The organism is Weissella sagaensis (assembly GCF_005405285.1).
GTDB classification, from domain to species: Bacteria; Bacillota; Bacilli; order Lactobacillales; family Lactobacillaceae; genus Weissella; species Weissella sagaensis.
The window spans coordinates 130,356-145,108 of record NZ_BJDT01000002.1; the positions used below are offsets into that span (position 1 = coordinate 130,356).

9 protein-coding genes are annotated in these 14,753 nt (G+C 37.9%); 2 read left to right on the forward strand and 7 right to left on the reverse strand.

Going from position 1 to position 14,753, the window contains the following annotated elements; all coding sequences use genetic code 11:
* The first annotated feature begins 20 nt into the window (after nt 1-20).
* Nucleotides 21-1,220: an MFS transporter gene (locus FFM55_RS03265; RefSeq protein WP_042493005.1), complete on the forward strand. Its 1,200-nt coding sequence runs from the start codon at nt 21-23 to the stop codon at nt 1,218-1,220.
* A 101-nt stretch (nt 1,221-1,321) separates the two neighbouring features.
* Here FFM55_RS03265 and addA read toward each other — a convergent pair whose 3' ends face one another.
* The 7 genes from addA to FFM55_RS09785 all read right to left on the reverse strand — a co-directional run bounded on the left by addA (nt 1,322) and on the right by FFM55_RS09785 (nt 14,146).
* Entirely contained in the window at nt 1,322-5,113 is a 3,792-nt protein-coding gene (gene addA, locus FFM55_RS03270) for a helicase-exonuclease AddAB subunit AddA (protein WP_042493006.1), read from the reverse strand.
* Nucleotides 5,113-8,679, reverse strand: coding sequence for a PD-(D/E)XK nuclease family protein (locus FFM55_RS03275; protein WP_137600483.1), 3,567 nt, complete (start codon nt 8,677-8,679; stop codon nt 5,113-5,115). Before FFM55_RS03275 ends, addA begins: the two co-directional genes overlap by 1 nt.
* A gap of 259 nt (nt 8,680-8,938) precedes the next feature.
* Nucleotides 8,939-10,342, reverse strand: coding sequence for a dipeptidase PepV (gene pepV, locus FFM55_RS03280; RefSeq protein ID WP_137600484.1), 1,404 nt, complete (start codon nt 10,340-10,342; stop codon nt 8,939-8,941).
* Nucleotides 10,343-10,414: 72 nt separating this feature from the next.
* Nucleotides 10,415-11,746 carry an APC family permease gene (locus tag FFM55_RS03285; protein WP_137600485.1) on the reverse strand — a complete coding sequence of 444 codons (1,332 nt, stop codon included), beginning with the start codon at nt 11,744-11,746 and terminating at the stop codon, nt 10,415-10,417.
* A 266-nt stretch (nt 11,747-12,012) separates the two neighbouring features.
* A complete protein-coding gene (gnd, locus tag FFM55_RS03290; protein WP_137600486.1) occupies nt 12,013-13,440 on the reverse strand; it encodes an NADP-dependent phosphogluconate dehydrogenase in 1,428 nt (475 codons plus the stop codon).
* Nucleotides 13,441-13,537: 97 nt separating this feature from the next.
* Nucleotides 13,538-13,852 (reverse strand): DUF7671 family protein, encoded by a 315-nt coding sequence (locus FFM55_RS03295; protein WP_137600487.1) that lies wholly within the window; start codon nt 13,850-13,852, stop codon nt 13,538-13,540.
* 156 nt (nt 13,853-14,008) lie between these two features.
* Complete coding sequence (locus tag FFM55_RS09785; protein ID WP_165206676.1) at nt 14,009-14,146, reverse strand: hypothetical protein; 138 nt, start codon at nt 14,144-14,146, stop codon at nt 14,009-14,011.
* Nucleotides 14,147-14,334: 188 nt separating this feature from the next.
* Here FFM55_RS09785 and FFM55_RS03300 point away from each other — a divergent pair, with 188 nt between their 5' ends.
* On the forward strand, nt 14,335-14,730 hold the full coding sequence (locus tag FFM55_RS03300; protein WP_042493013.1) for a pyridoxamine 5'-phosphate oxidase family protein: 396 nt from the start codon (nt 14,335-14,337) through the stop codon (nt 14,728-14,730).
* Nucleotides 14,731-14,753 lie beyond the last annotated feature (23 nt).

Below are 14,753 nucleotides of genomic sequence, written 5' to 3' on the forward strand. Positions count from 1 at the left end.
TACATCATCATGGAGGATTTATGATAAGTCAGTCGTCACAAGACGGCGATGTGCTCAGATCACAGCACGTCGAAATTAACGCTATTGTTCTTTATATCACAACTTTTTTCCAATCAACTGGCGCATCATTAATTTGGCCAATAACAACTTTATATATGCATAATGTCTTACATAAAAATATGACAATATCAGGTAGTGTTGTCATGGGGCTTTCTGCTGCAATGATGCTTGGCAATTGGTTTGGTGGCAAACTTTTTGATCATTGGAATCCGTTTAAAGCCCTCGTCATTTCAGTTGGCCTAGCTTTAACCACACTGTTATGCTTAACTTTTTGGAATGGTTGGCCAGTATTTGCTATTTTTTTATTACTATTAGGTTTTTCAGATGGCTTAATTTATACATTATTAAATTCTTACGCCACAACAATTCAAAAAATTGATACACGTAAAGTTTTTAATTTACAATATTTATTTATGAATGTTGGTGTTGTTGCTGGTACTGCTATTGTTGGCTTTTTATTCGACCATGGTGTTCAATTGGTCTTTGGTAGTGCTGCCATCATGTATGGTATCTTTTTTATCCTGGTTTGCTACTATTTCAACGTCAAAGGTCTTGCTAAGCAAAGCGCTCGTGCTACCGCTAGGGCTTCTAAAAGCAACTTTAAAACCCCCGTTGTTATTTATGCCATTTTAGGATTAGCTTTTTCATTTTATATGGCATACATCCTCTGGGAAACTGTTATTGCGACTCACATGACTGATTTAGGCATGACGACCAAAGATTATTCATTCTTATGGACGCTAAACGGTATCGTCATTATATTTGGTCAAGGCTTGCTGGATCGTTTTATCGAACGTTTACCTGTACGTTGGACCGTATTAGTTGGTTCAACCTTATTTGCCGGCTCATTCTTAGTTTTGATTCAAGCGACAACTTATTCAATGTTTATTGTTAGTTTCTTGATTCTGACGATTGGTGAAATTTTAGCTAGTCCTCAAATTCCTGCTTGGGTAGATGATGTTAGTGATCCAAATGCTAAAGGACATGCCCAAGGATTATTAACCATGTTTGTATCCTTAGGACGCGCAATCGGACCATTATACGGTGGCTTATTAATTGACAGTGGTTCGTATAAATTACTATTTACGTCAGTCTTTATTATAATGTTGTTCTTCATCATATTAACTTGGTTACTCAGTAACTTACATAAAAGAGCATAAATTATCAGACTGCTTCTGCTAAATTTAGGGCTGATATAACATTAAAAATCCTGATAGCTATTGATTTCATATATCAATAGCTATCAGGATTTCTTTTTATATTAATTCGTTAGTTCGATTAAGGTTTCTGCGTTTAACGCATAAATAAACTTTCTAGGCACTGCTAATCCCATCGCAATTAACGCTTGTGAATAGATATTTATTTGACCAGCGTATCGCTGTTTTAAAGTTGTGGCTGCCTGTGCCGGCTTAACATGATCTGTTTTATAATCAAATAACCATACTTCATCACCTACCTGGAAATAACCATCAATAATTCCATGGACCAACACCTTATCATCACCATCAAAGTTGCGATACAAACGATTGGCATCCAATAACAACGAAAAAGGCACTTCACGTTTCAGAGTATTCGCATGTTGCACCATCTGCTGTCCTAGAACAGATTCAGTAAAGAAACGCTGAATTTTCGTCACACTAATTAATGGGGCAACTTTTTCATCAATCATTTTATCCGTAACTAATTGTTGAATAAGCGCCCGAATCGTTGCGGTATCAATCTGACCATTAGCTAAATCAATCCGCTGCATCACTAAATGCGTCGCTGTTCCAATAGCTGCCGGTGAAACCTGCGGTGTACTAACCTGCATAAACGCCGGTTCGGGCAATGTTTCATCTAACGCACGTAATCCAGCAAAATCATCAGTCACTAAGCGTCGGTCGACTGGAACCCGACCTTGTGGCAAGTCCGGATCTTCAAACAACCGTTTAATTTCTGAAACGGATTGATATGAGGTTGCGCGAGTGGCATTGTCATAAGGATATTTAAATTCTAAAACTTGCCGCCAATCTTGGGTAACATCACTGGTAGACGTTGCAACAGCTATCGGCGTTGTTGTCTCCTTAATAATTGGTTGATAATTCGTCATCGCATCAGCTAATTCTTGCGCATTCAAAGCTTCCACATTGAATTCAAACGGTTGTTTAGGCGTTTTTATCCGAATATCATCAAATTGCATGTTATCATCCGTATCGTATTTTACCAATGCTGCTAATTTTTCTGGCGCTTGGGGATGGCGTACTAATGCCATCCCCACTAAATCCATAAATGATTTACCAGCTAAACGAACTGTCTCTGGCAACATCCATTCTGTCTCACCCGCGCTTTGTTGCCACATTGACCAAAGTTTTTGAACATTGTCATACGCACCCACAATAAACAATTGTTGCTCTGCACGTGTTAAGGCAACATATAACACGCGTAACGCCTCTGCATAGGCATTCTTCCGCTTCACCTGTGCGATGTATTCATGTTGTGGTGTCAATAAATTCAAATGATGTGCAATATCAACATAGTTTAACCCACCACCAGCATGCGCATCTAATAAAATACTACCTTGCGTTTCACGAGTACTAATCATCGTGCGTGTTGCATTTAGCAAAAAGACAACTGGGAACTCTAGACCTTTGGAATGATGGATTGTCATCAAAGAAACTGTCTCTTGGGCAACATTCGCATCAGCTTCACCAAGATCCTTCGTTTGACTTTGCAACTGTGTGACGTAATTAATAAATTGATATAAACCAATAAAACTACTCTTTTGATAGGCTGCAGCACGTTCATATAGTGCATGTAGATTAGCTTGCCGTTGGGCACCAGATGGTAAACCACCTACATAATCGAGCCAACCAGTTTCATTATAAATTGACCATAGTAATGTCACGATTTGATTTTGGACTGCTAAGTCTCGAAAAATAGCCAAATCATGTAAAAATTGTTGGACTTTTTGCTGCGTTTGACTGGCTAATTGTGTATCATCCGTTGCCGTCTGGTTAGCGATATCGAGCTTGGCCATAGATTGAACAGCCGTATAAAAATCAGCATCCGTTGCTTGTAATCTAATTAAGGCCAAGCCATTTTCAGTAATATTATACAAAGGTGAACGCAAAACCGCTGCTAGCGGAATATCTTGATGCGGATTATCAATTACTTTCAAAAAACTCATCATGACAGAAATTTCAGTCGTTTGAAAATAATTTTCTGTACCATCAATCACAATGGGAATATTCATTTCACGAAAAACGTCCAACACTTCTAAATTTTGTCCCTTCGTTGGGACTAAAATTGTGATATCACTATACTTAATTGGTCGTGATATTCCAGCTTTACGGTCAAATATGACAAATTTGGATTGCATTAATTCTTGAATTTTCAACGCCGTCATGCGAATTTGACCAGTAGCCTTTGTATAACTCTCTGATGTCAACAATGATGCTGCTGTTTCATCTAATGATTCATCCTGATCGTCATTCAAATACACTAATAAATCAGCTTTTTTCACTAATTCATCTGGATAATAATCAGCACCAGCTACTAGTTCAGCATCCCCTTCATAATCAATGTCACCTAATGATTGGCTCATCGATTGGGCAAAGATGTAATTAATAAAATTGGTGACATTTGGTAACGAGCGAAAATTTTCTTGCAATGTAATCACAGTATTATCGGTAGTTTGTGGATATGTTGTCAGTTTATGCGCAAACAATGTTGGATCAGCTTGACGAAATTTATAAATTGATTGTTTAATATCACCTACTTGAAATAAATTATCGCCTGCAGTCATTTCATGCAAAATGGCTTCTTGTAATTGATTTGTATCTTGGTATTCATCCACCATAATTTCACTATAGTGTGCTTGCAACTCTTTTTTTACTTTTTCTTGATTTACAATCTGCAATGCAAAATGCTCTAAATCATTGAAATCTAAAACTTTCCGCTGTAATTTTTCAGTTAGAAAATCATCACTAAATGCTGTGGTCAATGCCACAAGCTGTTGCATGACTTTTTTCGCGCCTTGAATAGCAAAACGTAAACCATCTTGATCTAAGGTAAAATATTGCGCTTGTAATTTATCAAATCGATCTTTTAAAGCTACTCGTTCAACCTTAACTTGTTCCCAAGCTGCCTTTAGTGCCGGATCGTGTTTTTTAGTAAAGTTTTTGCCTTTACCTTGATCGTCCTTTCCCCATCCCATCAAATCAGCATTCTGAACGACTTGGCGAATCGTATGCCAATCGCTTGTCTCATTTTGTACAACCTTTAAAACATTTTGATACGTTGTTTCATCAGTTTGTAAATTTAATAACCGATTGATTGCCGGTGCGGCATCCATGGTATCTGGCGCTTGTTGGCTTAATTGATGTGCTTTATCATAAATCGCTTGTAATTCTGTTAAGATAACTGGGCGTAAGTAATTACGGTAAAAATCACTTTGGGTGAAATCATCAGTCCCAATATCATATAAATCTGCTAAATGACTTAGCCATTCCTTAGTATCCGGGCGTGCTGTTGCAAAATTATATAATGAGAACACAGCATCTTGCAGACTTTGATCATCAGTCGTACTACTTGTAAACTGCGTTGCAAAAGTCGCAAACTCATCTTCGACATCTTGTGTATACTGCGTTTCTAATAATGTGTTATAGACTTCTAACATCACTAAAGTACGTTCTGCATCATCCATCAACCGAAACTGCGGATCTAAATCAATCGTATAATGATATTGTTCAATTAAACGTAATGCAAATGCATGCAAGGTTGAAATATTAGCAACATTTAATAACCGTAATTGTTTTAACAAGTGTTGTCGTTCTTGCCCACTAGCATTTGCTAATGCTTTACGAATTTCTGTTTCTAAACGCTCTTTCATTTCTGCTGCTGCTGCTTCCGTAAACGTCACAATCAAAAACTGATTGACGTTTTCCCCTGCCAATAAGCGTCGCAATACGCGTTCCACCAAAACACGAGTTTTACCAGAACCAGCAGAGGCAGAAACCAAAACATTTTGTCCTTTTGTGGTAATTGCTGCAGTTTGTGAGTCCGTAAAATTCATTATTTTTCTCCTTGCGATGATGTCTGATTGTACTGTGCGATGAATGCCTTCATTGCCGTCAAAACCTCATTGTCTTTAAGTGCACCACTAATATCGTTATATTTATTTCCCATCATGGCATCAAACATCATCACCGGCGTATATGGTGAATACATTAATCCTGTACTCGTAGCACCATCCTTAAAAGGAGACAATGGAAAAGTACCTGCCAATATATTTTCAGCGATTTCTTTAATTTTAAATTCATTAAATAACAATAGCGTGTCCAAATCATCATCAGTCACTACGTCACTAGCTGCTTTAAATGAGCCATCCTTTTTACGATCAATCGCATAGGGTGCGACAATTTCATCAGCACTTTCTAAACGACTAATATAATCCTCATCATTTTTCAAAACACCGCGATAGCGACCTTGTTCAACCATTAATTGTCCCGCGTTATCTTGCATTTGGGTGAACGTATCGCCCGTAACATTTTTCATTTCAATCCAGGGATTTTTCAATGACCAAAACAAGGCACCGCCCATCTGACTTGCTGGTAACAACTGCTGATTTATCAAAATAGCGGTCCAATATGTCATTAACTGCAATTCAAGACCAACATATGCTTTTTTGTAATCAAATTTACGAGCTCCTGATTTGTAATCAATAATTGTCAAAAAATTACCAGCCGCTGTGGTAACCAAATCATACCGATCAATTTTGCCTCGGACGGTCACTTTACCAAATGGCATTTCATACATTACAGGTTTTAATTGACTTTGTGGTAACCCAAAGCCAGCTTCTACACCAATTGTTTGTACACCACCTTGATCCAGTTGCCCCCGACGCATACTCATAATCGTTTCATGAACTTGATCAGCCAATCGCTTCGTTAAAAAGCCCATACGATATGAACTATTAAAAATATCATAGGTTGGATCATCACTCTTTAAAAGGCCTTGTAACATGTCTTGTTCTAATTGCTGTAGCGCCTGTTCGGTCAGTTCACCTAAGGCTTTTTGTTGTGCAATTAATGCTTGGAATACTTGTTCTAACAATGCATGCATTAATGTTCCTTTTTCTGCTGGTGTTAATTGTAAAACTTGGCGTTCTTGTAGTTTTAATCCATACTGCAAGAAAAATTCAAATGGATTTCGTGAATAACTTTCTAGTCGTGAAATAGATACCTTTAATTCTTGACCAAATAATGATGTCACTAATGCTGGTTGTAAGAGCTCGGGTTCATTAACATAATAAAGACCGCCCAATAACTGTCTTAACTTATTCGGCGCAATTTGTTGTAGTTGTTGCGTCAGGTTCTGCCAAGCTGAGCTCAGCACTATTTGATCTTTTTGTTGTAATTTTGCTTGTCGATTAACAACAACTAATTGTGCAATTGTGCTTATTGGCGTACCAACATATGGTGTTAAATCATCACTATCAGGATCTGGTAAAGCATCAAATTGCTTTACTACTAAATTAAATTGTTTTTGAATCCGTGTGACATACGTTGACGGTTGTTGCCCACTATCACCATCACTAGTCGCATACGTCCAAATCAAACGTTGATCAGCGATCATCATCGCTTTATACATCAATAATGATTCTTGTGCCATTTGTTGCTCGGAGGTTTCCTTTAAAAAGACATGTTCCGGTAAAATTGATTGTAATATATCGCGATCACCATCGTGCAAAATAGCTTTAGTACGGGTAACAGCTGGTAAATTATGATTGGTTGCCCCAAACACAATGACTGTTTCATATCCCGTTCGTTGTACAATACCACTTTCTGAAATCCGCACTTGATCCATCGTTGCTGGAATACCTGCATACTTGGCATTATCAAAAGCTGCTTTAAAAATTTCTTGCATTTGCACGACAGTCATCGTGTCTTGATCAAAAATTGTGGCAAAATCATCTAAAACATCAATAAAGACCCGCCAAACTTGTTCAGGCTGCTGGGCTGCCCATAAATCACCACGTGCAATTGCTGTATCGCGCCAGTCTATCAAACGTTTTTGAATACCAATTTGCGTCATAAATTCATACAACTTTACAGCCATATCACGAGCATTCGTTGCATGTTGCAAATCTTTTAAAAATGGCGCTACTACTTGGCTAATCTGATCGTGAATCAGCGACAATTGCGCATCTTTACTAGCTACTCGTTCACGCGTTACTTTATCATCACTAACTTGTGCTTGCCGATCATAGCGCCAGGCATTTGTATTTGTCCATTGCCACCCGCCAAGATTTTTAGCTAGCACAAAGTTTTCAGTTTCTGTCAGCGCTTCGCGATAATCTGCTACCGATACATCTGCTGGTATAAATAATTCTGTTTTTAAAAAACTCATAACATCAGTAATTGTGTATGCTGGTGCTAATCGCAATAATTTATCTAAAAAGGCTACTAATGGGTGAGCTGCCATCGGCCGATCTAAATCCATGAACATGGGAATATTATAGCGTTCAAAAACTGCTGGCATAATATTTTCATATTGCCCTAAATCACGAGTCATCAACAAATAATCCCGATAACGCCGTTTACCACTAGCAACTTCTTGACGAATTAGTCGCGCCATTTGTTCAACTTCTTGATAACGTGTGTGCAACTGCCACACGGCCACATCATCAGCTTGATAAACCGTTTGCGTGACACCAGTTTGCTCATACTGAATCCAAAATGATTCAATTGCCTGCATACTTGAACTAATTTTTCTTTGTGGTTCAATCGTCTTCGTTACGACCTGAATATCATGCTTAATTGAGAAATCACGTAATTGGCGGCCTAATTTTTTAGGGCGATAAAATAAATCGTTTTCACTGATTGCAGCTTGCGTCAAACTCGCTGCACCATCATCAGCTGGTAATGCTAAAATAACCCCCGCACTATACATAATCAAAGCTTCAACTAAACTTTGCTCCACTGATGTCATTTGCGAATAATCGTTAATTAAAAAGTAATGATGCGAGATATCTGTTTTACCGGTTGCTAAATAAACGCGTAACGCTAACAACAAGTCGCTACTTAGATATTGTTCACGTTGCATCAACTCATTATCTAAATCAATCCCAATCGTTGCTAAATCGTGCAATTTCATCTGTAAGGTTTCTTGATTCGTTAATTGATCAGCCATCTCATTAACTTCTGACCAACGCACACCCGATTGCTTTAATTCTAGTAATTGGGTCGTGAATTGACCGATAAACCCTTGCTTTGATAGCAAATTACCATAAAGTTCTAAAGACTTTTTATTTTTTTGAAGTAACGTTTGTACCAACATGGTTAAGCCATTTTGTGACATCGTTGCTCGTTGATATAACGGATCATTTTGCATGTAATACCATGCTAAACGGCTCAAGGAAAACACGGATACTCGTGGCACTGAGACAGCTGCACCATAATGTCCCGACAAATTGGCCAATCGATTTAAAACCTTAATTTCCGTTTCAAATTTAATGTGATTAGGCACCAAATAAAATATTTCTGCTTGATCATCATTAGCTAAAATATGTTGTGCCCGCTCTAACAAAGCTAGCTCATGATCAGCACTTGCGCGACCAAACAATAATTCTAATGCCATTTCTTACCCCCATTAATTGTTTTGTTTGTTATCATTTTACCAGTTTTATCTATTGGATTAAATTTGGTTATCGTCTGATTTGACTAACAAATTTCCTTAACACTATTGGAACAGTTTAAATAGATATAACTAGCTTGTAATTTCATTTGTTTAGTCATTTTAATCACAAAAATACCCCGAAAGTTAAAAATTAACTTTCGGGGTACACCTCATGAACCGTTAACGACTGTTTATGGCTGATTAAACATTAAAAATCTCTTTATTGACATAATCGCCATAGAGATTCTGCGAAAATAGCCATCGTTTTAGTCAAATTAACAACTGGTATATTTTCATTCGCTTGATGGCTGGTCACTTTTAAATCCGGAAACTGACCGCCAAAAGCAACGCCTCGTTTCAATAAACGTGCATATGACCCACCATTTGATGTCCTAGGTGGTAAATACTGCCCAGTTTGTTTGGCATAAACATCGGATAAAACTCGTACCAATTCATCTTCAACTGGTACTAGATGTGGCGGCATCCCCGCTTGAACTTGATTTACCGTTGCTTGTAACCCATTTAAATGGCGTTGAACTTGTGTAATAACCGCTTGTAAATTAACACCCTGCGGATAACGGAAGTTCAATAAGATTGTTCCCTGACCATGATTACTATAACGCATCACCCCAACATTTAACGTTAAATCACCCATTTGTGCATCTTGATAGGCTAAGCCTAATCCATGCGCATATACATCTTGGTGAATGGTGATACCCACAAAATCAAGAAAAGCACGAGCATCCCCACCAAGGTCATAATGACTCAAAAAATGAGCAAGATAAGTGCCAGCATTTTTCCCATCAGCCGGATAAGCCCCATGCGCCTGTACACCCAACAACGACAGTTTAACTGTTTGACCAATTTGTTGTGCATCGCCGTTTAAAAAAGGCTGTTGTTGTAAGAAGTTATCAAAATCTTGCACCAAGTTAACACCGTGTGGTACTTGAATACGAGCTTTAGCTTCACCTGGCACGACATTTGGTCGATTTCCTGATATAAACCGCTCTAAAATATAAGTACCATTTGAAATACTAGGAAATCGTAATTGTACCGTTTGAAAAGCTTTTTCGCCATTAATAACCGGGAAGGCACCATCAGGCGAAAAGCCCAATGTCGGTTCGCCTTCTTGTTCAATATAGCGTGGTATATCACGCCAACCATTTTCTTCATCAGTTCCAATAATAAGTCGAATTTTTCGCTTTAATAATCGATTTTGATCAGCTAGCATCTTAATCGCATAATAAGCTGACATAAGATCTGCTTTCATATCAGCAGCACCCCGGCCAAAGTATAAACCATCTAATATTTCTGGATTAAACGCTGGTCGTAGCCAACCATCCCCCGCTGGAACAACATCGATATGTGTTAAAATGCCAACTGTTTCAATAGCATCTTGTGGTCCAAATTCAATCCATGTCACCATGTTATCAACACGCCCATACCTAAACCCATCGCGACTGGCAAACGCCTCCATTTGACTCAAAGCACGAATCATATCAATCCCAAATGGTGTCTGTGGCGTTTGCGTCTTTACATCCAACACAGAAGGAATCCGAATAATTTGATTTAAATCATTAATTAATGCTTGTTCATACTGTTTTGCTTGTGTCGCCCACGTCATTATCCCTACCTCTAATTAAATTCTAATAGAGTTAGTGTACCGCGTTTTAACATTGCTGACAATCATTCACAATTAGTGCTGACGCCTATGGTTATAGTAATAAAATACTGGTAATCCAACCGCAACTAATAGCAAAGAAATAACTGCACCAGTGAAATCATTAATAATCGTTGAAAAAATCACAAAAAGAGCACCGAAAATAGCAACTAATGGTGTAACTGGGAACAAAGGTGTCTTAAACAAAGTTTTCTCATCTAATGTTGCATCCGTCTTTTTACGACGCAAGATGAAAACACCAATAAATGCAGCTGTATAAAAAATCCAAATTGTAAAAATAGCAATATCTGACAAACGATCAACACCATTTGTATAAACAATCGCTAAAGCAATTGTCATACCGGCAACAGTCAAAATGGCATTTGTTGGCTCTTGCGTTTTACGTGTTAACTTTGATAAATATTTTGGAAATAAGCCATCCAAAGACATTGCATAGGCCATACGAGGAAATGACATCATTTTTCCATTCAAGGTCCCTAACATTGAAATAATAATGGCAATACTCAAAGCACGTCCACCTAAATCACCAAAAGCCGAGCGCATAACAGCAAATGTTGCATTGTTTTGTAATGCAACGATTTTATCTGATGGTAATGCATGATACACACCAAACGAGACACCTACATAAGCAACTACAATGATACTAACGCCACCAACAAGTGATCGTGGCAAATCGCGGCGAGGATTCTTTAATTCACCAGCAATATTAGCCAATAAAATCCAACCATCATAGGCAAATAATGTTGCCAAAATAGCCATTCCAAATCCACCACCGTGTGTCACAGTATGTGTCACAGTTTGTCCAAGAGCATCAACTTTCCCAAAAAATAGTCCATAAATAATTAAAATTGCAATGGGAATTAATTTAATTGATGTTGTTAATACTTGAAACCCAGCTGCCACACGATTTTCAAATAAGTTGACAGCTGCAATGAAGGCAACATATAAGACAGAAATCCAAGTCGCATATTTTGTTGACACACCTAAAAAGTTAGCTGTTAAAAAGGCAGCATAACCTGCAATTGATGCTATAACTGCTGGTGCATAAATAACGACTTGCATCCACCCTGTTAAAAAGCCAGCAACAGGACCATATAAAGATTCAATATAGCTATACAACCCTCCTGTCTTAGGTAAACGTGCGCCAATTTCTGCAATGGTTAAACCAGCCGCCAGCGTAATAATTCCTCCCGCTAGCCAAGCTAATAACCCTAATGTTGATGAACCAGCTGTTTGTAAAACACCTGCTTGTTTGAAAAAGATTCCAGATCCAATTACCGTCCCCACGACCAACGATAATCCTGACCAAATACCCATCGATCGTTTTAACTCGACATCCTGCGCCATATAATCACTCTCCTAATATAAAAATAAACAAAAAAAGCAGTCACCCAATTTAGTAATTGGGTGACTGCTCGATAAGTACTCACAGTTTAAGCGTTACACAAAACGCCCAATCACTAATTGTGTTGAGTTCAAGCGATTATTATTATTGTTCATAAATACAATCATTTGTTTAACTCTCCTTAATCAATGTACGGGTTTTGCTTAACCAAATAAATATTACCATACTTTATATCGCATAACAACATAAATAAATATGTGTTTTTATTTTATGCTTCGTCATACCATGAATAATGATACATTTCACCAGCTGGCTTATCGACACGTTCATACGTATGGGCGCCAAAATAATCACGTTGTGCTTGGATTAAATTAGCTGGCAATACTGCCGAACGATATGAATCATAGTAAGCCACCGCTGCTGACAATGACGGCACTGGGACACCTGCAGTGGTGGCTAATGCAATCACACGACGGGCTGCAGCTTGGTACGACTCAGCAATTTGTTTAAAGTAAGGTGATAGTAATAAATTGTGTAAATCAGGCGTTTCATCATATGCATCAGTAATGCGTTGCAAGAATTGCGCGCGGATAATTGCACCAGCACGCCACAATTGTGCTAATTCACCAAATGGTAGTGACCAATCGTAGTAATTTGAAGCCATTCGTAATTGATCAAATCCTTGCGCGTATGACATTACTTTACCAAAGTACAATGCCTTACGAATATCTTCAATCGTTGCATTTTGATCACCTTGGAATTCATAATTTGGGCCTGATAATACTTCAGCAGCTGCAACACGATCAGTTTTCAATGCTGAAATATAGCGTGCATAGACAGATTCTGTAATTAATGATTGTGGTGCCCCCACTTCTAAGGCTGATTGTGATGACCACTTACCAGTTCCCTTATTACCAGCACGGTCCAAAATCATATCAACCATTGGGTTACCTGACCCCAAGTCATCATCACGCGTTAGAATATCTGCCGTAATTTCAATCAAGTATGAATCTAATTCACCTGTATTCCATTGCGCAAAAGTATCCGCTAAATGTTGCTTATCTAGTTTAAGAACACGCTTTAAAATATCATATGATTCTGCAATTAGCTGCATATCGCCATATTCAATCCCATTGTGTACCATTTTCACATAATGACCAGCACCATCAGGCCCAATATAAGTAACTGTTGGCTTGCCATCTTCAGGCGCTTTTGCTGCAATTTCTTGCAAAATTGGTTCGACTAAATCATAAGCACCCCGCTGACCACCTGGCATCATTGAAGGACCTTGTAAAGCTCCCAATTCACCACCAGACACTCCCATGCCAATAAAGTTAATCCCTGATTTTTCTAACTTTTTAGAACGACGAATCGTATCTTCAAAGAAAGTGTTACCACCATCCAATAAAATATCACCCTCATTTAGATAAGGTAATAATTCTTCAATGACGGCATCAGTTCCGGCACCTGCCTTAACCATTAGCAGAATACGACGTGGCTTTTGAATTGATGCGACAAAATCTTCAATCGAATAACTAGGGACAAATCCTGAATCAGGATGCTTTGCCACCAAGTCTTCCGTACGCCCAGATGTACGATTATAAAGTGCTACCTTATAGCCACGTGATGCGACATTCAAGGCTAAATTACGTCCCATAACAGCTAGTCCTACAACCCCAAATTCGGCTGTTGCCATATTTAAATCCCCCCTATTTGTTCAAATAAAAATAGTCTATATTCATTATTTTAACCTGAGTCTTATAAAATAGCAGCCCAATATTTGATAATAAAAGTTAACTGGTATAGTTTGTTAATAATTGATTTTTCAACGATTCTGGTCCCATTGTTGTTAGAAAGCGTGCTATTGGATTTAAGTCATGCCGATTTTTAAACGCTAATGGTCTAATTGCAATCAACATCACAATTAAATTATTTTCTGTTAAAAATAATTGACCTGGTTCTAGTAATTTACCTTTAGTATGTTTGCCGATACGCCAACTATGGAACATTACCTGGTCGACTTGCTTTTCTTTTAGTGCGTATTGACCATTATTGGTTTGTTGCATTACAACGCCGATCAATTCTGCTGTCGGATATTTACTTGCCATAGTTTAACCTTCCTATTAATCTTTTGATATTTTATAACTCATTCATCTTCTATTTTACCTATATCTTATAATCACTGCTTTTTTAATAACAAAAAAACCGTACAAATGTATATCTACATCAGTACGGTTTTTGTTTAATCACTAATTAGAATCGGATTACTTTGATTCTAATTCAGCTTTACCCTTGGCCCATTGTTGGATGTTAACAACTTCAGCATGACGAGCCTTCTTTGCTTGGTCATGTGAAACTGGACGACGGCTGGCCCATGAGTTATATGGTGACTTTACTGTCATAGTTTAATTCCTCCATTTTTGTTATCGATAACTTTTAAAGTATACCGATATTTACCAAATTAGTCAACTCCTCATTACCGTTAGATTACATAATTTCTAAATAAGAAATAATCATTTGCTTTCTAGCTTTCGACTCCTTATAATTAGTAAGTGATATAGTCTGAATTTTATGAGGGAGGTCATTTATTATGGCTAAATTAACTGATGACATGAAAAAAATGCTACAAGAACAATTCCCATTTTTAGCAACTGCTGATGAAAACGGTATGCCAAAAGTTGGACCAAAAGGATCATTACACGTGTTAGACGACTCACATTTAGTATATTTCGAGCACACTTTCCATCATGCATACCATAATTTACAACAAAACGGACGAGCTGCTGTTGCCGTTGCTGACAGAGAGGCGCAAAAAGGATTCCGCTTTGAAGGCCAAGCTCACATACATGAAAATGATGATTTAGCTAATGAACTATTGCCTGAAAGTATTTTCGAACGTTTTCCACGCGCTGCTCTGGTTATTATCGATGTAGAGCATATTTTTAAATTAGACAACACATTAGAAGCAGGTACACAAATCGCTTAACCGACTCTTCTATGTTCAACAAT